Genomic DNA, 24,242 nt, shown 5'->3' with positions numbered 1-24,242 from the left:
TTATTTATCCTCCAGCAGGTGAGTGTCGAAGTCGGTCCGCAGGGCATCGATGCCTTCCAGGCGATCGGCCAGATCGGGGCTACGCAGGGACAGGCAGGCAACCAGTGCTTCAACCTGGGCCAGCGCCGGAACCATCGAGTCGAAGGCCGACGCCGATTCCACCGGCGCACTGATGATCAGGTCGGCCATTTCCCGCAGCGGTGATGCGTAGACGTCGGTGAACAGCACGACCCGCGCATGTCGACTCTTTGCGGCATTGGCGACTCGCAGGGCCTGGGACTGGTAGCGGCGATAGTCGAACATCAGCACCACGTCCTGACGCTGCACGTCGAACAACCGGTCCGGTAATTGCGCGTTGTCTTCCAGGGCAAAACAGCCGGGCCGCAGCAGGCGCAGATGGTTGAGCAAATAGTTGGCGAGGAAACTGCTGAAGCGGCCGCCAAAGCAATGGATCTGATGACGGATGTCGAGCAGCCATTCGATCAAAATTCGCACGTCTTCGGGTTGGGTCAGCGCCTGGGTATCGACCAATGCCCGATGGCTGTTCGCCAGATAGTGGCTCCAGGGGTCATCTTTCTTGAGATGAGCGCGGGGTTGCAACAGGGTACGGGGAGAGCGCAGGCGGTCGTCCATGTCGCGGAGCAAGGCTTCCTGAAACTCGGCATAACCGCTGAAACCAAGCTTCTTTACCAGCCGCACAATGGTCGGATCGCTGACACCGGCATGTTCGGCCAGACGTGACATGGGGCCCAGTCCGTTACGCGGATACTGGTCCAGCAAGGCTCGTATGACTTTGCGTTCCGACGGGGTGAAGTCCAGGCCGGGATTGGTGATCAGGTCTCTGAGAGAGGGCATCCGGGCTCCTGCTGGATGGGTGTGTCGGTTTCATTTCATAAATTGCCAAAACAGTATTTATGTAACGTGTGCTACATGTCTAGTGAATTATTGTGTGGATTTTAAACGCCCCAAAATAGGGTGAAAACCCCGTGCGCAGTGGGCTACGCGGATGTCGACTGCCTTTGTAGGACATCGCCCATAGAGGTGTCAGAGATTGCTACTTATCGGGGATAAAATGGGGTCGCCAACCTTGAACGACTGCTGAAACGAAGCGCCCCGGATCGCGCTTCTTGCGGCACAATGGGCCGATTATTGGTGGCATCGTGCCGTTCTCCATCCCATCGACAGAGAAATCTTCCGTGCAGGCGACCCGCTTGACCCTGATGTGCCACGCTCGAACCGTCGCACAAAAATTGGCGTGTTTTCCTACGAATGAGCCGTTGGAAATGGATTGGCAATCGGTGAAGGGTTCGCGTTGCCGCCAGTTCAAGGGCACACCCCGTTTGCTCTGTGGCCCGGAACGGCGGACCCGGCAAACCGCTGAGCTGTTTGGCGACGACGTGGAGATTGTCGCGGCACTGGCAGATTGCGATTTCGGACGCTGGAAAGGCACGTCGATCGACGATCTGCAAACAGCCGAACCCGAGACGCTCCAGGCCTGGCTCAATGACCCGACCTCGGCGCCTCACGGTGGAGAATCGGTGGCGCAACTCGGTAAGCGGGTGGCTGGGTGGTTGAATAGCCTTGAGGCGACGCCGGGGCATATCGTTGCCATCACCCATCCTTTTGTCATCCGCGCCGCACTGATGCAGGTGCTGCAGGGCGCGGCGTTCAACCAGATCGACGTCGAACCGTTGTCGGCCATCGAGTTGCGGTTCAACGGTCGCTGGCGGCTACGCTTGATGGGCACGGACCCTGAGGGAGCACATTGATGAAAAAACTTCTGGTCATCGGTGTCGGCGCCGGCAACCCCGATTACATCACGATGCAGGCGGTGAAGGCGCTGAACTGCGTCGATGTGTTTTTCCTCATGGACAAGGGCCAGAGCAAAGACAAACTGATCGACCTGCGCCGCGAGATCTGTGAGCGCTACATCACTGGTCAGGGCTACCGCTTCGTCGAGGCCCACAGCCCGGAGCGGGAGCGCGGGGATGTGGACTACAAGGTCAGCGTCGAAGACCTGAACCGCGCCAAGCAGCAGACCTTCGAGCGGTTGATCAGCGAGGAAATGACCGACGACCAGTGCGGCGGTTTTCTGGTGTGGGGTGACCCGGCGTTGTACGACAGCACCATTCGGATTCTGCAGGCGATTCTGGCGTCAGGCCGGTGTGTGTTCGAGTTCGAGGTGATCCCCGGAATCACCAGCGTGCAGGCGTTGGCGGCGCAACATAAGGTGCCGCTGAATCGCATCGGTCGCTCGATTGAAATCACCACCGGCCGGCGGTTGGCGGCGGGGCAGGTGAGTGACGCCGACAGTCTGGTGGTGATGCTGGATGCGCAAGATGCCTACCATCACGTGGCCGATCAGGAGACGGAGATTTACTGGGGGGCTTATCTGGGGACGCCGGATGAAATCCTGATTAGCGGCAAGCTCAAGGATGTCGCGGATGAGATTGAGCGCGTGCGCAAGGCGGCGCGGCTGGAGCATGGGTGGATTATGGATACCTATTTGTTGCGCAAGTCTTGAGAGAATGGGTGTCTGGGGGGGCGCCATCGCGAGCAGGCTCGCTCCCACAGTGGATCTCTATTGATCACAACATTTGTGTACGACGCCTTCGCGGGCAAGCCTCGCTCCTACAATGGTCTTGTGGTCACCACAGATCTAATGTGGGAGCGAGCCTGCTCGCGAAGGGGCCCTCAAGCACACCTCAAAAAATCGCCTTTACCTCGCGCCCAAACCGCTCCCGATAAACCGACGGCGGCACTCCGACCATACTGCGAAACGCCACCCGGAAACTCTCCACCGAACGATAACCACAATGCTGGGCAATCTGCTCGGTGTTCTGGCGGGTGCTCTCCAGCAACTCACGGGCCCGGGCCAGGCGCTCATGTTGCAACCATGCCTTGGGTGGCAGGCCGCTGGCTTCGGTGAACCGCCGCAGAAACGTGCGTTCACTCATGGCCGCCTCGCTGGCGAGGTCGCGAACTTCCAGCGGTTCGTGCAGACGTTCCCGCGCCCATTGCATGACCCGCGACAGATCGCTGCGCGGCGTCGGGCTGACCGGTGACGGAATGAACTGCGCCTGGCCGCCGGTACGTTGCGGCGACATCACCAACCGCCGTGCCACCGAGTTGGCCACCTGAGTGCCGAAATCCCGCGCGACCAGGTGCAGGCAGGCATCGATGCCGGCGGCGCTGCCGGCTGAGGTGATCAATTGGCCCGAATCGACATAGAGCACGTCCGGGTCCACCTGAATGTCCGGAAAACGTTCGGCCAGTTCAGCGGTGTAGCGCCAATGCGTCGTGGCGCCGTGACCGTCGAGCAAACCGGTGGCCGCCAGCACGAATACCCCCGAACAGATCGACAGCAATCGCGCACCCCGGGCATGGGCCTGGCGCAGGGCGGCGAGCAAAGGTTCAGGCACCGCGGCGCTGCGGTCGCGCCAGCCGGGGATGATGATGGTCCGGGCCTCTTCCAGCAGTTCCATCCCGCCGTCGGCCAGCACCTGAATGCCGCCCATGGCACACATCGGCCCTTGGTCGACAGCGACGATACGATGCTCATACCAAGGGAAATCGAACTCCGGCCGCGCCAGGCCGAAGATCTCCACGGCGATGCCGAATTCGAAAGTACAGAGGCCGTCGTAGGCCAGAATCGCGACCAATCCAGGGGTGGGCTGCATTTGGCGGAAAATTCCCGGTGAGTGTCTTGTGCGCCACTGTAGCGGCAAGCGCGGGGCAGATAAAGTCTTCCCACACCCACCGAGACTTTGGAGTACAGCCCATGCCCAGCCTGGTTCGCGAAATTCCCGCAGCCCCATCCGCCATTGCCCTGATGCATTTCAGCAACCGTCTGACCTTCGAAACCGATTGTTCCGACGTCTACGGCAGCCAACAGGCCGGCGAGGTGGATTTTGTCCTGGTGGACGTGCGCGGACCGTTGGCGTTCGAGCGCGGACATGTGCCGGGCGCAATCAACATCCCGGGCCGACTGATCACGGCTGACGGCCTGGCGACTTATTCGAAATCCACGCTGTTCGTGGTCTATTGCGCGGGGCCCCACTGCAACGGCGCCAACAAGGCTGCGGTGAAATTGGCGGCGCTGGGTTACCCGGTCAAGGAGATGATTGGCGGGGTGACCGGGTGGCTGGATGAGGGGTTTGAATTGAGTGTTGCGGTGCAACCTGTCGTTGCGATGCCCATAAGTTGTGAATGCTGACTAATGTGGCGAGGGAGCTTGCTCCCGTTGGGTCGCGTAGCGGCCCTGAAAACACTCAACCACGATTCCCTGGGTAACTCTCATTCTCAGTATTTACGACTGCTTCGCAGCCGAGCGGGAGCAAGCTCCCTCGCCACAGAAATCCATCAGATCTCAGGTTCAGCGATTAGCTGATGAAGCCCCCACCATTCATCCAGCGTCGCCTGCAACCAATGATTGACGGCTTGATAGGCGATGCTGTCCTGTGGCCCCCGAGGCAACGGTGATTCCTCGGCAAAGTACTCATTGAGGGTCGTCACCGATTCAGCATTCCACTCCGGGTGGAACTGCAACCCCACCCGCGTGGCCCCGACGCGATACATCTGCTGCTCGCACACGTCACTGCTGGCCAGCAATTGCGCATCGCCCGGTAGATCGATCGCGTCTTCGTGCCACTCCAGCACCTTCAGCCTCTGGCCATCCGCAAAGGTCACAGTCGTCCAGCCAGTTTCGGGGCGAGACATCCGCCGCACATTGCCACCCAGACTCAGCGCCAGCAATTGCGCGCCCAGACAAATCGCAAACACCGCCGCGCCCTGATCCAGATTGCCTGCCAGCCACTGACGCTCCGCTTCCAGCCACGTCGGCCCGGCATTGGATTCATAAGGCCCGCCCAACAGGATCACCGGTGCTGCGCTCACCGGCGGCAACTGGCCGAGGTCGGCGCGAAACACCTCCAGCGTAATGCCACGGGCCCGAGCCCATTCGGCAATGGCGCCAGGACCTTCGGCAGGATGGTGCTGGATCAGGTTCAACGTGGGCATCACGCTTCTCTTCCGGGAATGGGTTGGCGGGGTCAATGTGCCGCAAAAAAAGTTCATCGCCAGTGCGACTGTTCAATCGGATCACGCCCGAAATCTTGTAGGTTTTGTCTGAAGCAAAGGATTGTCCTACAGCCCTTGCACCACCTTGGCGCACGCTTCAAGCGCCTTGAATCCCTTGGCTGTTATTCTATAACTATTTGTCGCCTAAACACAATTTGCCCTCCTGCAGCCGCTCTAGACTGCCGGCCACTTCGGTCTTCACCAGCCGAAAGTTGCCAATAAAAGCCTCCGCATACAGGAGTTATAAATGAAGAAGCGAGTGATGTTCGGTGCCCTGGCACTGTCGATGTTGTCCCTGACCGCCGTGGCCGATGACGCCAAGCCGATTCGCCTCGGTATCGAAGCCGGCTACCCGCCATTCTCGATGAAAACCCCGGACGGCAAACTCACCGGTTTCGACGTGGACATCGGCGATGCGTTGTGTGAGCAGATGAAGGTGAAGTGTACCTGGGTCGAGCAAGAGTTCGATGGTCTGATCCCGGCCCTGAAGGTCAAGAAAATCGACGCGATCCTGTCGTCCATGACCATCACTGACGATCGCAAGAAGAACGTCGACTTCACCATCAAGTACTACCACACCCCGGCGCGCTTCGTGATGAAGGAAGGCACCGACGTCAAGGACCCGCTGACCGAGCTCAAAGGCAAGAAAGTCGGTGTGTTGCGCGCCAGCACCCACGACCGTTTCGCCACTGAAGTGCTGGTACCGGCCGGCATCAACCTGGTGCGTTACGGTTCCCAGCAGGAAGCCAACCTGGACATGGTCGCCGGTCGCCTCGACGCGATGCTGGCCGACTCGGTCAACCTGGACGACGGTTTCCTGAAAACCGACGCCGGTAAAGGCTTCGCCTTCGTAGGCCCGACCTATGAAGACGCCAAGTACTTCGGCGGCGGTGCCGGCATCGCCGTGCGCAAGGGTGATAAAGAACTGGCGGACAAATTCAACACCGCCATCACTGAAATCCGCGCCAACGGCAAGTACAAGCAAGTGCAGGACAAGTACTTCGACTTTGACGTTTACGGCCATTAATCACGCTGTTCAAAAAAGGTGGCTACTGTTGACGCGGTGGCTGCTTTTTTATTTTTTGAGAAACACATTCTCGTAGGAGCTGGCGCAGGCTGCGATCTTTTGATTTTGCTTTTAAAACAAGATCAAAAGATCGCAGCCTGCGCCAGCTCCTACAGGAGGCGGTGCATCGGCGGGAAGAGATGTTAGGCTCTGCCCCGAATCCTGCGCACTGTGAAGGAAGGTTTATGTTGAAGTTGCTCGCTCTGCTCACGCTCCTGGCGTCCTCCGCCGTCCACGCTCAAGCCCCGCTGCACACCGATCTGCCGCTCAAGTACCTGGAGCAGGCCGACGCTGAATCCCGCAACCAACCCCTGGTGATTTTCCTGCACGGTTACGGCAGTAACGAACAGGACCTGTTCGACATCAAGGATGAGTTGCCGCCGCAGTACAACTACCTGTCGGTGCGGGCGCCGATGACGTTGGAGGAGGGCAGTTACCAGTGGTTTCGCCAGAAGGGTGAGGGCGCCTATGACGGCGAGACGGACGACCTGAAGGCCAGCGGCCAGGTGCTGAGGGATTTTGTCGCACAAGCGGCGAAGAAATATCACACCGAAGCGGACAAGGTATTCCTGGTGGGTTTCAGCCAGGGCGCGATGATGTCCTACGAGGTCGCGTTGCGTCATCCCGAGGTGGCAGGCGGGATTGCGGCGTTGAGCGGGCGCATCCTGCCGGTGCTCAGGGCCGAGCTCAAACCGGATGAAAAACGCCAGCAGCTGGCGATTTTCATCGGTCATGGCACCGCCGACACACTCCTGCCCTACAACGACGGTACTGAGGCCGACAGCCTGTTGCAGCGCCTGTCACTCAAGCCCGAGTTTCATGCCTATCCGGGTGTCGGTCACAGCCTCAGCGCCACCGAGATGCAGGATTTGAGCGCCTGGTTGCAGCGCCTCAATCCCTGAATCGGTCAGGTTTATTTGCCGCTGACGATTTGTTTCACCAGTGTTTCGTGGCCGGTTTTGTCGTTGGGGCGGGAAATGATCTGAACGATGGCCATCCGCGTGCCGGAAGCGGCCATCAACGTGCTGTCCAGCGTCATGCCACCGCCCTGGGTGGCGGTGCTGTCGATCTGCCGAAGGCCCAGGCCCGTGCCTTTCTGGGTCAGGCTTTTCTCGCTGGTTTTGTTGAAGTCCGGCAAGGCGTTGCGTTGCTCGGTGGCGAACGCGGACACGGTGGCGTCGAGGAACTCACCGTCGTTGTCCTTGACGTTGGCGCCGCCGGGGATGGTGTTTTCGGCCGCGATAACTACGGTTTTGGTGGTCTGGTTGGTGTACATCGTGCCCGTCGCCCCGGCGGTGCCGGTGGCCGCATCGCCGGCTGGCAGCGGGTTGGCGATGAAGCCCTTGGGCAGGGTGAAGGTGAACTTGCCGCCGAGCATCGAGACCTTCTGGGTCGGTGCTTTGTCGCTGGCAGTGGCCTTGGCCGCCTGCGCATTCATGGCGCCCAGGCTGGCAGCCGCCATCAGCAGCAGAACAACGGCTTTTTTACTCAACAATGACATTCAAACTCTCCGTGGGATGATCCGCGCTTTGATGGCGATCATCCCACGGATCGCGATCGGTAGCAGCTGCCGCAGCCTGCTGCGTTCTCACCTTGGACGCAATGCCAGCCGTTTGGTGATCACCAGCATCGCCAACGACACGCCTACCCCTAAGACAAACCCCAGCCATCCCAACGTTGGCAACGCCAACGCCAGTACCAGACAAAACGCCGCAAACGAATACATCCCGGTCGCCGTCGCCCTGAGCAACGCTGCAGTAAACGCCGGCCCGCGAGTCTGCTGGGAGAACACCGCCATCACACTGCCCAGCACCGGGAATACCGCGAGCAGCCCGCTCCAGCGTTCGCCGACGGTGCTGGCCAGCAATGTCACAGCCAAGGTGAGCAGGGCGCCGGCCATCATGCGCAGCAGCAGTTTGTCGGACTTCGGCGCCGGGCCTGAAACGATGGGCTGCACCACGGGAAACAGGTACGGCGCGGCCAGCAATGCGGTGGCGGCCGCGATTACCGAGAACACCAGCGACGGCGGAATCAGTGACAGCACAGTAGCCGCCAAGGCCCAGACCAGCAGCGAAATCGTCAGCGTCCACGGCCAGCTCAAACGTTGTGCAGCCTGGGCGTAGGTCACGCAGAAAGCAATCATCGCGAACATCGCCGATAACGCTGCCGTCGCCGCCTGAGCGGCGAACATCACGCCTTGCTCGATGGCGAGAAAAAACAGAATCGGCCCGACCACCACCGGCAACCCCGACAGCCAACCGGCCACGCCAGGGCCCCAGCGTTTACCGGCCAGGGAAATCAGCAAGAGAAATCCCGGAATCACCAGCAGTTTGAGCATCAGCACGCACGCGTCTCCGATCGGTGTGAGCCGGCCACGTTAGCATTGCGGGCGATGGATTGCTCTGCGTGGTCTCTGCGCAAGCGTTGAGCGTCTACACCGCAATGCGCGAAACGTCTAAGCTGCGCGCTTCCACCTGTTGACGGATGATTGCGTGAAATTCAGTTTGCCCAAAGTCGGCACTGCGCCGTTTTGCCCTCCGGAAGTGGCCGGCACTGTTGCCGTTGACCCGAGTGCATCCTTCTTCAAACGTGTCCTGCGCTTTGCCGGCCCCGGTTTGTTGGTGTCCATCGGCTACATGGACCCGGGCAACTGGGCCACTGCCATCGAAGCCGGTTCGCGGTTTGGCTACAGCCTGTTGTTCGTGGTGTTACTGGCGAGCCTGGCGGGAATGGTGGTGCAGTGTTTGTGCTCGCGTCTGGGCATTGCCACCGGACGTGACCTGGCGCAACTGTCCCGCGAACGCTACAGCACGCGGACCGCACGGACCCAGTGGCTGCTGGCGGAAATTTCGATCATCGCCACCGACCTTGCCGAAGTGCTCGGCTGTGCGCTGGCGTTCCACTTGTTGCTGGGTTGTTCGCTGACATTTGGCATCACGCTCACAGCGTTCGACACGCTGCTGGTATTGGCACTGCAAAACCGCGGCTTTCGCCGGCTTGAGGCGATCATGCTGGTGCTGGTGGGCACCATCGGTGCGTGTTTCTTCGTCGAGCTGTGGCTGATCAAACCCTTCTGGCCGGACGTCGCCCGTGGTTTTACCCCGTCATTTTCGGCGATTGGTGATGCCGCGCCGTTGTACCTGGCCATCGGTATTCTCGGGGCCACGGTGATGCCCCATAACTTGTACCTGCACACCTCGATCGTGCAGACCCGGATGATCGGCAAGGACCTGGCCAGCAAGCAAGACGCGGTGAAACTGGCGCGCATCGACACCATCGGCTCTCTGGCCCTGGCGCTGCTGGTCAACGCGGCGATCCTGATTCTCGCGGCGGCAGCGTTCCACAAAACCGGACACACCGACGTGGTGGACATTCAGGATGCCTATCACCTGCTTGATCCGTTGGTGGGTGGCGCTTTGGCCAGTGTACTGTTCGGCGTGGCGTTGCTGGCGTCAGGGCAGAGTTCGACCTTCACTGGCACCATCGCGGGCCAAGTGATCATGGAGGGTTACCTGAACCTGCGACTGCCTTGCTGGCAACGGCGGTTGATCACTCGTGGGCTGGCACTGATCCCGGCGTTCATCGGTGTCTGGCTGATGGGCGATGGGGCGATCGGCAAACTGTTGGTGTTGAGCCAGGTGGTGCTCAGCCTGCAACTGCCGTTCGCGTTGTATCCGTTGATTCGCATGACCAACGACCAGAAACTCATGGGGCCGTTTGTGAATCGACTGCCGACACGGGTGTTGGCGTGGGGGTTGTTTGTGGTGATCAGTGGGGCGAACAGCTGGTTGATTCTGCAGTTTGTGGCCTGACTCGGGAGAGAGGTTGTCTGGTCGGGCCTCTTCGCGAGCAAGCCCGCTCCCACATTGGAACTGCGCCGATCACAAAATTTGTGATCAACCCCGATCAACTGTGGGAGCGGGCTTGCTCGCGAAGAACGATAACGCGGTCTTGGGGCTAGCGCTCGATGGCCAGTGCTACGCCTTGGCCTCCGCCAATGCACAACGTCGCCAAACCTTTCTTGGCATCACGCTTGATCATTTCATGCAGCAAGGTCACCAGCACCCGGCAACCCGACGCGCCGATCGGATGGCCCAGGGCAATAGCGCCGCCGTTGACGTTGACCTTGTTCAAGTCCCATTCCAGATCCTTGGCCACGGCCAGAGATTGCGCGGCGAAGGCTTCGTTGGCTTCGATCAGGTCCAGTTGATCGATGGACCAACCGGCCTTGTCCAGGCAACGACGAGTGGCCGACACCGGGCCGATGCCCATGATCGCCGGGTCGACGCCCGCGTTGGCATAAGCGGCGATCTTCGCCAGCACTGGCAGCCCCAGCGCTTTGGCTTTTTCCGCACTCATCAGGATCACCGCAGCGGCACCGTCATTCAGCGAAGAAGCGTTGCCGGCAGTCACCGAGCCGTCTTTCTTGAAGGCCGCTTTCAGTTTGCCCAGGGAGTCGGCGGTGGTGCCGGCGCGAGGCTGTTCATCGGTGGCGAAGGACAGCGGATCGCCCCTGCGCTGCGGGATCAGGATCGGCGTGATCTCATCGGCAAACCGCCCGGCTTCGATGGCGGCCACGGCTTTCTGCTGGGAGGCGGCAGCGAAGGCGTCCTGTTGCTCACGGGTCAGGCTGTACTTCTCGGCCAGATTCTCGGCGGTGATGCCCATGTGGTAATCGTTGAACGCATCCCACAAACCGTCGCTGATCATCGTGTCGACGATCTGTGCATGGCCCATGCGCAAACCGGTGCGGGCGCCGGGCATGACGTAATTGGACAGGCTCATGTTTTCCTGACCGCCAGCGATGATCACTTCGGCATCGCCGCAGCGAATCGCCTGAGCCGCCAGATGCAGCGCTTTCAGGCCCGAGCCGCAGACTTTGTTCAGGGTCATGGCCGGCACGGCGAAGGGCAGGCCAGCCTTGATCGCGGCCTGACGCGCAGGGTTTTGTCCGGCGCCGGCGGTCAGCACCTGGCCCATGATCACTTCATCGACTTGCGCCGGGTCCAGCCCGGTCCGCGCCAGCAACTGGCGGATCACCGCAGCACCGAGTTCAACCGCGGACACATTGGCCAGCGCTCCCTGGAAGCTGCCGATGGCAGTACGAGTGGCGGCAACAATCACGACTTCTTGCATGGAAGGATTCCTCACTGGGCAGCGAACTGCATTTCCGGGACGTGGTCAGGCACGATCAGTTTACCAGCGGTCTTGGCGACGATTTCCTCGACGCTGACACCCGGCGCGCGCTCCTTGAGAACGAACGCGCCGTCCTTAATTTCCAGGTAGGCCAGGTCGGTCAGCACGCGTTTGATGCAACCGGCGCCGGTCAGCGGCAGGCTGCAACGCGACAGCAGTTTCGACTCGCCGTCCTTGGAGGCGTGGGTCATGGTGACGATGATGTTGTCCGCACCGGCCACCAGGTCCATCGCACCGCCCATGCCCTTGACCAGTTTGCCGGGGATCATCCAGGAGGCGATGTTGCCTTCGACGTCCACTTCAAATGCGCCCAGCACGGTCAGGTCGATGTGGCCGCCGCGAATCATCGCGAACGATTCGGCGGACGAGAAAATCGATGCGCCAATACGCGCGGTCACGGTTTGCTTGCCGGCGTTGATCATGTCGGCGTCGACTTCTGCGTCGGTCGGAAACGCGCCCATGCCGAGCAGGCCGTTTTCCGATTGCAGCATGACTTCCATGCCTTCAGGGATGTAGTTGGCGACCAGGGTCGGGATGCCGATGCCGAGGTTCACGTAGTAGCCGTCTTGCATTTCGCGGGCGACGCGCTGAGCCATTTGTTCGCGGGAAAGTGCCATTGTTGTTATTCCTTCATTCGGTCCGGGGGCAGGGGATCACTTACGCACGGTGCGCTGTTCGATGCGCTTCTTGAACGTGCCGCAAATGACCCGGTCGACGTAGATGCCAGGGGTATGGATCTGCGACGGGTCCAGCTCGCCGGGTTCAACGATTTCCTCGACTTCGACCACGGTGATCTTGCCGGCAGTGGCGGCCAGCGGGTTGAAGTTCTGGGCGGTGTGGCGATAGACCACGTTACCGAAATGGTCGGCTTTCCAGCCTTTGACGATGGCGAAGTCACCGGTGATGGATTCTTCCATCAGGTACTTGCGGCCCTTGAATTCGCGGACTTCCTTGCCGTCGGCCACCGGAGTGCCGACGCCAGTGGCGGTGAAGAACGCCGGGATGCCGGCACCGCCTGCGCGCATTTTCTCGGCGAGGGTGCCTTGAGGGGTCAGGTCGACTTCGATTTCGCCGCTCAGCAGTTGCTTCTCGAACAGCGCGTTTTCGCCGACATAGGAGGCCACCACCTTGCGGATCTGCCGGTCTACCAGCAGCACACCGAGGCCGAAACCGTCGACGCCGCAGTTGTTGGAGACCACGGTGAGATCACGCGTGCCGCGGTGCTGGATCTCGGCGATGAGGTTTTCCGGAATCCCGCACAGGCCGAAGCCGCCGGAGATCACGGTCATGCCGTCTTCAAGACCTGCCATCGCTTCCTCGTAGGAATACACGCGCTTGTCGAACCCTGCCATATGCACCTCTTTTATTCTTTGTGGGCGGCTGGCTAGCCGGATGGGGAGGGAGTGTCTCGCCGGAGGATTTATTTGTTAAGTTGATTTTTAAGGTTGATTGATAGATAAAACTCACTAATACGCAGGAGCTGCCGCAGGCTGCGATCTTTTGATCTTCTGCACCTTCAAGGGCGCCGAAGATCAAGATCAAAAGATCGCGGCCTTCGGCAGCTCCTACCTTGAATGTGCTTACCGTTGGAGGCAGTGACCATGACCGTCAAACAGATCCGTGCATTCCTGGCCGTGGCCCAGAGTTTGAGCTTTGCCGTGGCGTGCGAGCGGCTGCACTTGTCCCAGTCGGCGTTGAGCCTGACCATCAAGGCGCTGGAGGAGGGCTTGGGCGGGCGCTTGTTCACGCGCAATACCCGCAACGTCGCACTGACCGCCGAAGGCGAATCGCTGCTGCCACTGGCTCGTCGATTGATCGCGGACTGGGACAATGCCGAGGATGATTTGCGCCAACGCTTCACCCTCCAGCGCGGCCGCGTGACCCTGGCGGCGATGCCGTCGTTTGCCGGCAACTTGCTGCCGCCGATCCTCAAGACCTTTCGCGCGCGTTATCCCAAGGTCAACGTCACAGTGAATGACGTGATCAACGAGCAGGTGCTGGAAATGGTTCGCGACCGTCAGGTGGAACTGGGCGTGGCGTTTGAACCGACCCAGAGTTCATCGCTGGTGTTCACGCCGTTGTACATCGACCGGTTTGTGGCGGTGGTGCCGTTCGATTCACCACTGGCGGATCTGGGCGATATCGATTGGCAGACCTTGCTCAAGGAGCCGTTCATTACCTTGCAGCGACCGTCGACGGTGCGGGTGATGCTCGAAGAGCACTTGCAGGCGCGGGGCATGAAGTTGCCGGTGGAGTTTGAAAGCCATCAGTTGGCGACAGTCGGGCGGATGGTGGCCAGCGGATTGGGAGTCAGCGCGGTGCCGGCGTTGTGTGCCGGGCAGATGCGCGAGCTGGGCGCACGTTGCATTACCCTGCGTGACCCGGTGGTGGAACGGGCGATCGGGGTGCTGACGACGGGGCATGAACTGTCGGCGGCGGCGCAGGCGTTGTTCGATATTCTCAAGGCTGAAAACCTTGGCCAACAACGTCCCCTCTGAAATCCAGCACGGTCCCGTAGGAGCTGCCGAAGGCTGCGATCTTTTGATCTTGATTCGGCGATATTGAAATCGCTGAAGATCAAAAGATCGCAGCCTTCGGCAGCTCCTACGGTTATCAGTCAACGGTGTTTATTTACGCGCCTCCAGAATCAGGTTGAACGGCGTTTCCGTGGCCCGCCGGAATTGGGTGAATCCTGCCTCGGTGAAAACCTTGCGCAACCGTGCCTCACCCGCCTGGGCGCCGAGCCCGAGGCCGACCTCCTGGGACAGTGAGTTGGGTGTGCAGATAAAGGTCGAGGCGGCGTAGAACAGCCGTCCCACCGGGGTGGTGTTGGCATCGAGCGTGTCGTTGGCGAAGGGCTCTACCAGCAGCACCGAGCCGTCGGGTTTGAGCGATTCAAAGGCATGCTTTGCGGCGCCGACCGGGTCACCCATATCGTGCAGGCAGTCGAAGTAGCAGACCAAGTCATAATCGTCGCCCGGATAGCTCTTGGCGGTGCCCTGGAAGAACCGCGCCCGGCCTTCCACACCACCTTCTTCGGCGCGCTGGGTGGCTACGGTGACTGAAGGCGCGTGGTAATCGAAACCGACGAACCGTGAGTTCGGAAACGCCTGGGCCATGATCACGGTCGAGGCGCCGTGGCCACAGCCGATGTCCGCCACCTTGGCGCCGGTTTCCAGTTTGGCGACCACCCCGTCGAGGGCCGGCAGCCATTCGTTGACCAGGTGCGCCTTGTACCCTGGGCGGAAAAACCGTTCCGTGCCGCTGAACATGCACGGATGGTGATCGCCCCACGCCAGGGCGCCGTTGCCGCGCATGGCGTTGACCAGTTTGTCCTTGTCATGGAAAAACGATGCAACCACCCCGATACCGCCGGCCACATAGACCGGTGAATCTTCGATCGCCAGCGCTAGGGCTTGCTCTTCGGGCAGGCGGAACTGGCCGTCGCGGTGTTCCATGTAACCGGAGGCGGCGTGGGCGCTGAGCCATTCACGCAGCAGGCGGGTATTGCAGCCGGTCTTTTCGGCGAGTGCTTCGGGGGTGACTGGCTGACTGTCGGCCATGGCCCGATAGAGGCCGAGTTCTTCGCCGAGGATGACGTTGGCGAGCATCGCCGCGCCGCCCATGTCGTTCACCAGTTTGCCCATGAAATCATTGAGTTTGGCCTCGTCCATAATATGTGCTCCTTCAGCAGGATCACGGTCCGGAGGCATTGTTTGTCGAGGCATGCACCTTTGGACGGTGATCGTGGGAATGAACAGGACGATAACCGCGTCCTGGCTCCCCTACGGGGGTAATCAATAAGTCTAGTTCGTGTATCCCTCTGTATCTGACTGCCTGTCCGATACAGTGACCTGAGAAGAGCGGCGTTTGTGACACTGACCCGACACACCACGGCGCTTGACTGGGCCTGCCGGCCGGCACTGAATTTTCAGACGCTGGAGACCGGATCCCAGGATGAGATCGACACATGCAGACTCCCCTCACATCAACGAAGACGACCGTCGGGTTAGGTTTGCGCCGCGGCTTAATGAAGGACCTTCAAGCGGCCCCGGTGGGTGCTTTCGACTTCCTGGAAGTCGCGCCGGAAAACTGGATCGGCATCGGCGGCGTTCATGGCGCGGCGTTTCGCGCCCTGGCCGAGTGCTATCCGTTGGCCTGTCACGGCTTGTCCTTGTCTTTGGGCGGGCCGGCGCCGCTGGACGTCGGGTTCCTGCAGGAAGTGCGGGTTTTCCTCGATCACTACAAAGTGCCGCTGTACAGCGAACACCTGAGCTACTGCAGCGATGACGGGCATCTTTACGATCTGCTGCCGCTGCCGTTTACCGAAGAAGCGGTGCATCACGTTGCTGCCCGAATTCGCCAGGCACAGGATATTCTCGGTCGACGCCTGGCGGTGGAAAACGTCTCCTACTACGCCGCGGCACAACAGGACATGGACGAATTGACGTTCACCAACGCGGTGCTGCGCGAAGCCGATTGCGACCTGTTGCTGGACGTCAACAATGTCTACGTCAACTCAATCAATCACGGCTTCGATCCGCAGACATTTCTGTCCGGCATCGACGCGGGGAGGGTGGTTGCCATGCATGTGGCGGGGTATTTCGATGAGTCCGACACACTGAAAATCGACACCCATGGCGCCTCGGTCAAACCGGTGGTCTGGTCGTTGCTGGCCGAGGCGTATGTGCGGTTTGGTGTGCAACCGACGCTGCTGGAACGGGATTTCAACTTTCCCGAATTTTCCGACTTGGTGAGCGAGTTACAGACCATTCGCCGCCTGCAAAATAAGGGGGTGAGCCGTGGATAAACCGACGCTGTATCAGCAGCAAGACACATTGACTCGCTACCTGCGCGACCCCGACCACTGTGCGCCGCCTGCCGGGATGGACGTGACACGGGCGCAGGTTTATCGCGACCTGGTGTTTTCGAATCTGTCGTCGTTGCTCAGCGGGACTTTTCCGGTGCTGGTGAAGATATTGGGTGACGGTGAGTGGCGTTCTCTGGTGCGGATCTTCCTGCGGGACTACCGCGCTCAAACGCCGAAATTCGGCGAGATCGCCCAGGAATTTGTTGCGTTTCTCGCCTCTGAGCCGTTGGCGTTGAGCGATGGAACGTGGCCGCCGTTCATGGTTGAGCTGGCGCATTACGAATGGGTCGAAATGGCACTGCAACAATCCGACGCTGAGCCGTTGCGGGCCAGCGATGCCGCATTGCTGCTGGATCGACCGTTGCAGGTTTCACCGCTTGCCTGGCCGTTGGCGTATGGCTGGCCGGTGCAATTAGTGGGGCCGGATTACCAGCCGGACACGCCGCCACTTCAGCCGACGTTGCTATTGGTTCGTCGGTCCGAGGACTGGAATGTGCGCTTCTCCGAACTGAGCCCGTTGGCGTGGCGGTTGTTGCAAAGGATCAGGGAGTTTCCTCAACTCGATGGTCGAGCGCAGCTGGAAGGGCTGGCGGTGGAGGCGGGGATGGTTGGGTCGCTGGAGTTTATCGACAGCGGATTGGCGTTGTTGCGGCAGATGCACGGGGAAGGGGTGATCGGCATCGCCGCCTGATCGCAATCTTCAAAACACCACGCATCAATTGTAGGAGCGAGCGGTGCGGCGATCCGACTTGCCCGCGAAGGCGGAGTGTCAGTCAACATGGATGTTGGATGTGCTGGCCTCATCGCGAGCAGGCTCGCTCCCACAATGGATTTGTGGTGTTGTCGGTTTGTGGTCGATATGGCTACCTGACCGAGCACAGTTCCCCCAAACACCCACGCCCCCTGTGGGAGCGAGCCTGCTCGCGATGGCGGAATGTCAGCCAACATCAATGCTGGATGTGCTGGCCTCATCGCGGGCAAGCCCGCTCCCACAGGGATATTGGGTGTCTATTAGGTCTTCGGCAACCTGAGCTCCGCAGACAACCCACCACCCTCACGATTGCTCAAGGTCAGCGACCCGCCAATCGCCAGCGCCAACTGCTGCGCAATCGCCAATCCCAACCCGGTCCCTCCCGTACTGCGATTACGTGAATTCTCCACGCGGTAGAACGGCTCCATTACCTGCGCCAATTCCTCTTCGGCAATCCCCGGTCCACGGTCCATCACCTTCACCGACAAGCTGCCATCAGCCTTCGTTTCCACCCACAACTCTGCCGCGCCGGCGAATTTCAGCGCGTTGTCTATCAGGTTCACCAGCACCCGTCGCAAGGCATGCGGCCGGGTGTTAATCACGGCTGCGCTTTTGCCGTCGAGCTGCACGTCTTTGCCCATGTCCTGATAGTCGAACACCAGGCTGTCGAGGAACGAATCCAGATCGGTGCGGCGACTCTCCTCGGTGGCACCGTGAATGCTGCGGGCATAGGCCACGCCTTCGCGCACCAGGTGTTCCATCTCGCCGAGGTCGTTCCACAGCTTGTCTTTCTCGCTGGAGTCATCCATGAACTCGGCGCGCAGTTTCATGCGGGTGATCGGGGTTTGCAGGTCGTGGGAAATCGCTGCCAACAGTTGCATGCGTTCCTTGAGATAAGCCGCAATGCGCGCCTGCATCGCGTTGAAAGCCCGGGCGGCGTAGGCGACTTCGGTCGGGCCTTTTTCGTCCAGGTGTATGGCGTGGGTATTGGGGTCGAGGGTTTCCACCGCTTGGGCGAGGCGGGTGAGTGGGCGGATGGCGATTCTCACGGCCAGCCAGGTGCAGGCAATCATCAGCGCCAGTTGCCCCAGCAATACCGCCGGCAACCACGGCGACAACGGCACCATCGAAGGCCGCACATCGATGGTGACAGGGCTGCCGTCCTTCAATGTCAGGTGGGCCTGAAAGTGTTTCTTCGGGCCAGGGATGTCGGTAAAGGTCAGCGGGTAATCATGGCCGATGGCGTCCTGAATCGAAGTCACTGCAATCGGCACATCGCTGGCTGCCATCGGCGTGCCCGGCGAGCCTTCATTCAGCAGATAGCTGTAGTTGGTGCGCTCCAGACGCTGCAGCCAGTTCACACGCTCATCGGCGGGCAAACGGTCGAGGATGGCTAGGGAAGTCGAGACATCGGTTTCCAGATTGCCCAACATCGTATTTTTCGCGCTTTCGTAACGCTCGTAGTACTGAGCGCCAAAGGACAACCCCTGGGCGAGGATCAGGCCGATCAGGAAAATCAGCGACAGCCGCGAGGCCAGTGTGCGAGGCCAGTGCAGCGCAAGATTCATGACGGCGCACCGAGCACTTCCACCGGCAGGGAGAACACATAACCTTCACTGCGCACAGTCTTGATGTAGGCCGGTTCCCGGGCATCGTCGAGCAGGCGCTGACGCAAGCGGCTCACCAGCAAATCGATGGAGCGGTCGAACAGATCTGCATCACGGCCCTGGGTCAGGTTGAGCAATTGGTCGCGATTGAGCACCCGCTGAGGATGATCGAGGAACACCCGCAGCAGGCGATATTCCGCGCCGCTGAGGGCGACCATGGTGCCGTCCTCATCCAGCAGATGCCGGGCCGAGGTGTCCAGGCGCCAACGACCGAACCTCAGCAGGCGACCGCTCTCGGTGATCACCAGGTTCGGCGGCAACATCCGCGTACGCCGCAGCACGGCGTTGATGCGGGCGAGCAATTCACGGGCGGCGAACGGTTTGACCAGGTAATCGTCGGCGCCCATTTCCAGGCCGATGATGCGGTCGGTTTCATCGTTGCGAGCGGTGAGCATCAATACCGGCGTGGCCTTGTGTTTGCCGGCGCGCAGCTCGCGGCAGAGCACCAGGCCATCGTCACCCGGCATCATGATGTCGAGCACGATCAAATCCACCGGCGTGGACTCCAGAAACGAGCGCATCTGCCGTCCATCCGCGACCACGGTGGTGCGCAGGCCGTTCTTCTTCAGGTAGTTGCCTACCAGTTCCCGGATCTCGCGGTCATCGTCCACGATGAGAATGTGATCGACGTGTTCCATGGTGACCAAGCCTCTTGAATGGGAGTTGTCGCGCAGTCTATCGAGACTCGGCCCTCTCGCCTGCCATCGATTGTATTGCAGTGTATCTGGCGTGCCGAAAGATACACGGGGACGTAAAAATGGCCGATTTCAGGGGGGTTGTATCGCTGTGTATCTCCAGCCTGCGCGGATACACAGCGATTTACTCGCGCCTGTTCCGGACACAGACGGGATACCTCGCGGGTTTCAAATAGGTTCCATCGAGGCAAACCCAACTGCCTCGGCTCAATCAACGATTGACCTATTGAAGCCCTGAGGAAATCACCATGAACACCAAAGCCGTCTACGCCGCCTGCCTGTTTGCCGCCCTGAACATCTGCACCTTGTCGGCCCGGGCCGAAGCCGATGTTACCCCTCAAACCTACACCTACGGCACACATCTGGACATCCAGAAAGTGCTGTCGATGAAACAGGACGCCAGCCCTACCTGCGGGATTGTGAATGCCCGGATGACCTACCTGGATTCCCAAGGCAAAACCCAGGTTCTGGATTACAGCAAATTCGCTGACGGCTGCAACGAAGGCAGCTGAGTCCTTCGACTACCCATTGCCCATCCCCTTTGAAACAGGAAGAACACTATGAACAACGTCACCCGCTTTTTGACCGCCATCATTTTCTCCGTAGCTGGCGCCGCTGCCCATGCCAATGCTGCAGTTGAACAAAATACCTGTGGCAGCAGCACCTGCTTCCAACTGACTCCGCTGCTGACTGAGGATGGTTCCAGCCGCACGCCGCAAGGGCAACTGGTTGCAGAGAACGGCTACAGCCGGACGCCACAGGGCCAGCAGCTGGACAACCAGACGGCTTGAAGCCCAGCACTGTTCCTATGAACTCAATATTTCCAGTGTGGGAGCGAGCCTGCTCGCGATGACGGCAGCACATTCAACATCTATGTGACTGCCAGACCGCTATCGCGAGCAGGCTCGCTCCCACATGGGACTCGTATCTCAAGGTGATCCCCATGTTTCTCATCGCATTCCTGGGCGGCATTTTGACCGTCCTCAGCCCCTGCATCCTCCCGGTCGTGCCGTTTCTGTTTGCCGGGGTTAAACGCACGTGTTCTTCGATCCTGCTCACCCTCGGCGGCATGGCCCTGACTTTCGCCCTGATCTCCAGCCTGGCCGTGGTCAGCAGCGATTGGGTGATACAAGCCAACAACACTGGTCGCCATGTGGCACTGATCGTGATGGTGCTGTTTGCCCTGTCGCTGATCTCCGCACGCATCGGTGGCTGGCTGGCACGTCCGTTCGTGCTGCTGGGCAATCGCCTTGATCCCAACACCCGCAAAATGTCTGGCCCGTTAGGCTCGGTGATGATCGGCGTCGCCACGGGTCTGCTCTGGGCGCCGTGTGCCGGGCCTATCCTCGGGGTGATCCTCACTGGCGCCATGCTGCAAGGTGCCAATGCTCAGACCAGTCTGTTGCTGCTGGCGTACGGCCTGGGCAGTGCGTTGTCCCTGGGCACTTTGATCTTCGCCGGTCGCGGCCTGGTCAATCGCTTGAAACCGTCGATTCCGCTCACCGGTTGGCTGCGTCGCGGCGCGGGTGCTGCGGTGTTGGCCGCTGCGGCGGTCATCTCCACTGGCGTCGACAACACGTTGCTCGCCAGCACCTCGTCCGAAGGCGTCACCACGGTTGAGCAGCGCGTGCTGGAAACCGTACCGAAAGTGGTCGATTACTTTGTCAGCAAGGTCAAGGCCGACTCGACCATGGACGCGGCCAAAGGCGCGATGCCGTCACTTTCCGGCGCAGTCGAATGGCTCAACTCGCCAGCGCTGAGCAACGATTCCCTGCGCGGCAAAGTGGTGCTGGTGGACTTCTGGACGTACGACTGCATCAACTGCCAGCACACCTTGCCCTACGTGAAGGACTGGGCGAAGAAATACGAGAAGGACGGCCTGGTGGTGATCGGCGTGCATACCCCGGAATACGGTTACGAACGCATCATCGACAACGTCCGCGATCAGGTGAAAAAACTCGGTATCACCTACCCAGTGGCAATCGACAATAACTACGCGATCTGGCGTGCCTTCGACAACCAGTACTGGCCCGCTCACTACCTGATCGATGCCAAGGGGCAGGTGCGTTACACCCACTTTGGCGAGGGCCGCTACGAGACTCAGGAACAGATGATTCGGCAACTGCTGGAAGAGGCCAAAGCGCCTGCCGCGTGATCCGTTTCAGTGAAGCAAACCAACCTGTCAAGGCGGCGTTACAAATGGCGACCATGCATCGGAGAATGCCATATTTCGTGAATTCTCCGGACGATCGGCAGGACGTCGGCGTATCCGGGAGCGATAGTTTGTGGATGACGGGATCACCTCCGATCCTGTCATCACCATCAAGAAAAGGAAGTTGCCATGCCTAAATTCATTATTGAACGCGAGATTCCGGGCGCCGGCGCACTGCCGCAACAGGAACTCAAAGCGATCTCGCAAAAATCCTGTGATGTATTACGCGAGATGGGGCCAGAGGTGCAGTGGTTGGAGAGTTACATCACTGGCGACAAGATTTACTGCGTGTACATCGCGCCGAATGAGGGACTCATCAGGGAGCACGCCCAAAAAGGTGAATTTCCCATCAACAGCGTTTCTCGGGTCATGAACATCATCGATCCCACCACGGCGGAGTAAGCCGGGACGTGTTCCAACCCGCAACGGAGCAGACTCCATGAGTACCCCCATTGACCTCACTGCCCTGAAAAACCGTCAAATGGCCTCGTGGGCCAGCGGCGACTACGCCGTGATCGGCACCACCTTACAGATCGTCGGCGAACAACTGGCCGAAGCCTGCGACTTGCTCTGTGATGAGCAGGTGCTGGACGTCGCCGCCGGCAACGGTAACGCAACGCTCGCCGCCGCGCGCCGGGGATGCAAGGTCACGTCCACCGACTACGTGGCCAAGCTGCTTGAACGCGGCGAAGACCGCGCGCGGGCGGAACATCTGGACGTGACTTTTCAGGTGGCCGATGCCGAGGACTTGCCGTTCGAGGACGCCAGTTTCGATGCCGTGCTTTCAACCTTTGGTGTGATGTTTACGCCGGATCAGCCCAAGGCTGCAGCGGAACTGGCGCGGGTGTGCCGTCCTGGCGGACGGGTCGGCCTTGCCAACTGGACGCCTGAAGGCTTCGTCGGCCAGATGTTCAAGACCCTGGGCCGCCATATGCCGCCACCTGTGGGCGCCCAACCGCCTTCAAACTGGGGCTCTGAAGCCTGGTTGCACTCGCAGTTCGATCAGCGCGACTTTCAGCTCCAGGTGACACGGCGGTTGTTCAATTTCCGTTATCGTTCGGCCGCGCACTTCATCGACACCTTCCGCACCTGGTATGGCCCGGTTCACAAGGCCTTTGCGACCCTGCCACCCGAAGAGGGCACAGCCCTGGAAAACGACCTGACTGAACTGCTGAATCGGCTGAACCGGGCGGGGGAACGGTCGCTGGTGGTGCCCAGTGAATACCTGGAAGTGGTGATTACACGGCGTTGAAACGACAACACAAATCCCCTGTGGGAGCGAGCCTGCTCGCGATGAGGGTCTTAAATTCAACATGCATGTTGACTGAAGATCCGCCATCGCGAGCAGGCTCGCTCCCACAAGGGAGATGTGCAAAATTCGGCCCGCCCCTCACTCATCCAGCCGCTCGGTGTACACCACCCACACACTGCACGGCATTTTGTACAGCAGATGTTCCACCGTGCTGCCGATCAACCGGCCCATGCCGCGATGGCCGACCCGGCCCATGACAATCACGTCGACGTCATAGCTGTCGGCATAGCGGGTCAGCACTTTGGTCGGGCTGCCCATGAGCATGTGCCGTTGCTCCGGCGCGATGCCGTTGCGCGCGGCCAATTCGTTGAAGGCATCCTCCTGGAAGTCGAACAGGGTCTTGGCCTTGTCCGAAGCGAAAAACGCCGAGCCGTTTTCGAAGCTGAACTCGTCCGAGCTGATTGACGAAAGGTCATAGGCATAGACCACGTCGAGCTCGGCATTGCAGGCGCTTGCCAGTTTTGATGCTTCGTGAAGGATCCGGTCGTTAAAGCTTTTGTAGTGATCATCACGATGGAACGGATCGACCGCGGCGACAATCTTGCGCGGCAACGCATGAATGGCATGGCTGACGAAGTGCAGCGGCACCGGGCATTCGCGCAGCAAATGCACGTCGAGAGGGGTAAACACCAGCCGCGACAGCCGTGATTGATGTTCCAGCGCCTTGATCAGCACGTCCATCGGCTGCTCTTTGAGGTGAGTCAGGATTTCTTCCAGCGGATTTTCGACCCAAGTCACCTCCGTGGTGACATGCACACCGATCTTGCGCAGGGGGCGGGCCTGTTCCTCAAGCCACTGGCGGTGGCGCTCGACGTACCCCAGACGCATCTGCTCCAGGGCCTTTTCGTTGACCAAGCCAGCGGTCGCCAGGCCTTCCAGATAGTCGAAAGCCACGATGTGCAAGGCCGCGTCCTCAGCCTTGGCCAGCGCCGCCGCCCGGTCGAAGGCAGGGCTGTGTTCCATCAGGGGCGAGGCGACCAGCATGAAACGTGCTTGACCAGACATGACAAACCTCCCGTGGGTAAACGAGCAAACGACGGTCCCCCGGGGCTGCAATGGGAGAGCGCCTGTGCGCCCGACGTGTGGTCATTCGATAGCCATTCAATCCTCTAAGTATTGACCATGATCAACCTCTCGTCCGCAAGGCCGGTGCGGGCTGAAGTTCGTGCTCAGAAATGTCACACCGGAGTTCAAATGTGGGAGCGGGCTTGCTCGCGAAGGCGGAGTATCAGGCAACATTTCTATCAACGGGAAGACCGCCTTCGCGAGCAAGCCCGCTCCCACAGGGGATTTGTGCTGTTCATTTTATTTAAACAACCTTCGCGCCCCGTTCCTCCAGCAATTCCCGTAATACGGAACGGTGGCAGTGTGCCTCTTTCTCGCAATAACATCCT

27 protein-coding genes are annotated in these 24,242 nt (G+C 60.1%); 14 read left to right on the top strand and 13 right to left on the bottom strand.

Annotation, left to right across the window (positions count from 1 at the left end; genetic code table 11):
- Complete coding sequence (locus BK662_RS01655; RefSeq protein WP_123356175.1) at nt 1–855, bottom strand: MurR/RpiR family transcriptional regulator; 855 nt, start codon at nt 853–855, stop codon at nt 1–3.
- A gap of 341 nt (nt 856–1,196) precedes the next feature.
- Here BK662_RS01655 and BK662_RS01650 point away from each other — a divergent pair, with 341 nt between their 5' ends.
- Both BK662_RS01650 and cobF read left to right on the top strand, forming a co-directional pair.
- Complete coding sequence (locus tag BK662_RS01650; RefSeq protein ID WP_123356172.1) at nt 1,197–1,769, top strand: histidine phosphatase family protein; 573 nt, start codon at nt 1,197–1,199, stop codon at nt 1,767–1,769.
- Nucleotides 1,769–2,524 (top strand): precorrin-6A synthase (deacetylating), encoded by a 756-nt coding sequence (cobF, locus tag BK662_RS01645; protein ID WP_123356170.1) that lies wholly within the window; start codon nt 1,769–1,771, stop codon nt 2,522–2,524. The genes BK662_RS01650 and cobF overlap by 1 nt, the downstream gene beginning before the upstream one ends.
- A gap of 181 nt (nt 2,525–2,705) precedes the next feature.
- Here the strand turns inward: cobF and ftrA are convergent, their stop codons facing one another.
- A complete protein-coding gene (gene ftrA, locus BK662_RS01640) occupies nt 2,706–3,680 on the bottom strand; it encodes a transcriptional regulator FtrA (RefSeq protein ID WP_123356168.1) in 975 nt (324 codons plus the stop codon).
- A 101-nt stretch (nt 3,681–3,781) separates the two neighbouring features.
- On the opposite strand from ftrA, the gene BK662_RS01635 reads away from it, so the two are divergent.
- On the top strand, nt 3,782–4,216 hold the full coding sequence (locus BK662_RS01635; protein WP_123356166.1) for a rhodanese-like domain-containing protein: 435 nt from the start codon (nt 3,782–3,784) through the stop codon (nt 4,214–4,216).
- A 146-nt stretch (nt 4,217–4,362) separates the two neighbouring features.
- Here the strand turns inward: BK662_RS01635 and BK662_RS01630 are convergent, their stop codons facing one another.
- Nucleotides 4,363–5,019 (bottom strand): type 1 glutamine amidotransferase, encoded by a 657-nt coding sequence (locus tag BK662_RS01630; protein ID WP_123356164.1) that lies wholly within the window; start codon nt 5,017–5,019, stop codon nt 4,363–4,365.
- Between the two features lie 307 nt (nt 5,020–5,326).
- On the opposite strand from BK662_RS01630, the gene aotJ reads away from it, so the two are divergent.
- On the top strand, nt 5,327–6,106 hold the full coding sequence (aotJ, locus tag BK662_RS01625) for an L-arginine-binding protein AotJ (protein ID WP_123356162.1): 780 nt from the start codon (nt 5,327–5,329) through the stop codon (nt 6,104–6,106).
- A gap of 224 nt (nt 6,107–6,330) precedes the next feature.
- Complete coding sequence (locus BK662_RS01620) at nt 6,331–7,047, top strand: alpha/beta hydrolase (RefSeq protein WP_123356160.1); 717 nt, start codon at nt 6,331–6,333, stop codon at nt 7,045–7,047.
- 11 nt (nt 7,048–7,058) lie between these two features.
- Here the strand turns inward: BK662_RS01620 and BK662_RS01615 are convergent, their stop codons facing one another.
- Both BK662_RS01615 and BK662_RS01610 read right to left on the bottom strand, forming a co-directional pair.
- Complete coding sequence (locus tag BK662_RS01615; protein ID WP_123356158.1) at nt 7,059–7,646, bottom strand: DcrB/PsbP domain-containing protein; 588 nt, start codon at nt 7,644–7,646, stop codon at nt 7,059–7,061.
- An 87-nt stretch (nt 7,647–7,733) separates the two neighbouring features.
- Entirely contained in the window at nt 7,734–8,489 is a 756-nt protein-coding gene (locus BK662_RS01610; RefSeq protein WP_123356156.1) for a hypothetical protein, read from the bottom strand.
- A gap of 148 nt (nt 8,490–8,637) precedes the next feature.
- Here BK662_RS01610 and BK662_RS01605 point away from each other — a divergent pair, with 148 nt between their 5' ends.
- Complete coding sequence (locus BK662_RS01605) at nt 8,638–9,957, top strand: Nramp family divalent metal transporter (RefSeq protein ID WP_123356154.1); 1,320 nt, start codon at nt 8,638–8,640, stop codon at nt 9,955–9,957.
- 145 nt (nt 9,958–10,102) lie between these two features.
- Here BK662_RS01605 and BK662_RS01595 read toward each other — a convergent pair whose 3' ends face one another.
- The 3 genes from BK662_RS01595 to BK662_RS01585 are packed head-to-tail and all read right to left on the bottom strand — an operon-like array spanning nt 10,103 to nt 12,693.
- Nucleotides 10,103–11,281, bottom strand: coding sequence for an acetyl-CoA C-acetyltransferase (locus tag BK662_RS01595; RefSeq protein ID WP_123356150.1), 1,179 nt, complete (start codon nt 11,279–11,281; stop codon nt 10,103–10,105).
- 11 nt (nt 11,282–11,292) lie between these two features.
- A complete protein-coding gene (locus tag BK662_RS01590; protein WP_052965168.1) occupies nt 11,293–11,958 on the bottom strand; it encodes a CoA transferase subunit B in 666 nt (221 codons plus the stop codon).
- Between the two features lie 36 nt (nt 11,959–11,994).
- Nucleotides 11,995–12,693: a CoA transferase subunit A gene (locus BK662_RS01585; protein WP_123356148.1), complete on the bottom strand. Its 699-nt coding sequence runs from the start codon at nt 12,691–12,693 to the stop codon at nt 11,995–11,997.
- 249 nt (nt 12,694–12,942) lie between these two features.
- Here BK662_RS01585 and BK662_RS01575 point away from each other — a divergent pair, with 249 nt between their 5' ends.
- Nucleotides 12,943–13,839 (top strand): LysR family transcriptional regulator, encoded by an 897-nt coding sequence (locus tag BK662_RS01575; RefSeq protein WP_123356144.1) that lies wholly within the window; start codon nt 12,943–12,945, stop codon nt 13,837–13,839.
- Nucleotides 13,840–13,968: 129 nt separating this feature from the next.
- Here the strand turns inward: BK662_RS01575 and BK662_RS01570 are convergent, their stop codons facing one another.
- Entirely contained in the window at nt 13,969–15,015 is a 1,047-nt protein-coding gene (locus BK662_RS01570) for a class I SAM-dependent methyltransferase (RefSeq protein WP_123356142.1), read from the bottom strand.
- A 296-nt stretch (nt 15,016–15,311) separates the two neighbouring features.
- Between BK662_RS01570 and BK662_RS01565 the strand changes: the two genes are divergently transcribed.
- Together BK662_RS01565 and BK662_RS01560 are read left to right on the top strand one after the other, a co-directional pair.
- Complete coding sequence (locus tag BK662_RS01565; protein ID WP_123356140.1) at nt 15,312–16,151, top strand: HvfB family MNIO-type RiPP peptide maturase; 840 nt, start codon at nt 15,312–15,314, stop codon at nt 16,149–16,151.
- Nucleotides 16,144–16,902, top strand: coding sequence for an HvfC family RiPP maturation protein (locus BK662_RS01560; protein WP_123356138.1), 759 nt, complete (start codon nt 16,144–16,146; stop codon nt 16,900–16,902). Before BK662_RS01565 ends, BK662_RS01560 begins: the two co-directional genes overlap by 8 nt.
- Nucleotides 16,903–17,222: 320 nt before the next feature.
- Here BK662_RS01560 and BK662_RS01545 read toward each other — a convergent pair whose 3' ends face one another.
- Nucleotides 17,223–18,530 (bottom strand): ATP-binding protein, encoded by a 1,308-nt coding sequence (locus tag BK662_RS01545; RefSeq protein WP_123356136.1) that lies wholly within the window; start codon nt 18,528–18,530, stop codon nt 17,223–17,225.
- The gene (locus tag BK662_RS01540; protein ID WP_123356134.1) at nt 18,527–19,267 is read right to left on the bottom strand and encodes a response regulator; all 741 of its coding nucleotides are present in this window, start codon (nt 19,265–19,267) and stop codon (nt 18,527–18,529) included. Before BK662_RS01540 ends, BK662_RS01545 begins: the two co-directional genes overlap by 4 nt.
- 305 nt (nt 19,268–19,572) lie before the next feature.
- Here BK662_RS01540 and BK662_RS01535 point away from each other — a divergent pair, with 305 nt between their 5' ends.
- The 5 genes from BK662_RS01535 to BK662_RS01515 all read left to right on the top strand — a co-directional run bounded on the left by BK662_RS01535 (nt 19,573) and on the right by BK662_RS01515 (nt 22,788).
- The gene (locus BK662_RS01535) at nt 19,573–19,836 is read left to right on the top strand and encodes a DUF2790 domain-containing protein (RefSeq protein ID WP_123356132.1); all 264 of its coding nucleotides are present in this window, start codon (nt 19,573–19,575) and stop codon (nt 19,834–19,836) included.
- A gap of 48 nt (nt 19,837–19,884) precedes the next feature.
- The gene (locus BK662_RS01530; RefSeq protein WP_123356129.1) at nt 19,885–20,115 is read left to right on the top strand and encodes a hypothetical protein; all 231 of its coding nucleotides are present in this window, start codon (nt 19,885–19,887) and stop codon (nt 20,113–20,115) included.
- 152 nt (nt 20,116–20,267) lie between these two features.
- On the top strand, nt 20,268–21,479 hold the full coding sequence (locus BK662_RS01525; RefSeq protein ID WP_123356127.1) for a cytochrome c biogenesis protein DipZ: 1,212 nt from the start codon (nt 20,268–20,270) through the stop codon (nt 21,477–21,479).
- Between the two features lie 186 nt (nt 21,480–21,665).
- On the top strand, nt 21,666–21,938 hold the full coding sequence (locus BK662_RS01520) for a DUF4242 domain-containing protein (protein ID WP_123356125.1): 273 nt from the start codon (nt 21,666–21,668) through the stop codon (nt 21,936–21,938).
- 37 nt (nt 21,939–21,975) lie between these two features.
- Entirely contained in the window at nt 21,976–22,788 is an 813-nt protein-coding gene (locus BK662_RS01515) for a class I SAM-dependent methyltransferase (RefSeq protein ID WP_123356123.1), read from the top strand.
- Nucleotides 22,789–22,926: 138 nt separating this feature from the next.
- Here BK662_RS01515 and BK662_RS01510 read toward each other — a convergent pair whose 3' ends face one another.
- Complete coding sequence (locus BK662_RS01510; RefSeq protein ID WP_123356121.1) at nt 22,927–23,853, bottom strand: universal stress protein; 927 nt, start codon at nt 23,851–23,853, stop codon at nt 22,927–22,929.
- 304 nt (nt 23,854–24,157) lie between these two features.
- Nucleotides 24,158–24,242, bottom strand: an 85-nt coding sequence (locus BK662_RS35085; RefSeq protein ID WP_446033145.1) for a DUF488 family protein, N3 subclade, incomplete at its 5' end; no start/stop codon positions are given.

Origin of the sequence: Pseudomonas frederiksbergensis (genome assembly GCF_003732275.1) — a bacterium.
Lineage (GTDB): Bacteria > Pseudomonadota > Gammaproteobacteria > Pseudomonadales > Pseudomonadaceae > Aquipseudomonas > Aquipseudomonas frederiksbergensis_H.
The sequence above is the reverse complement of the archived record's forward strand: the minus strand, read 5'-3'. Positions and strand labels throughout refer to the sequence as shown.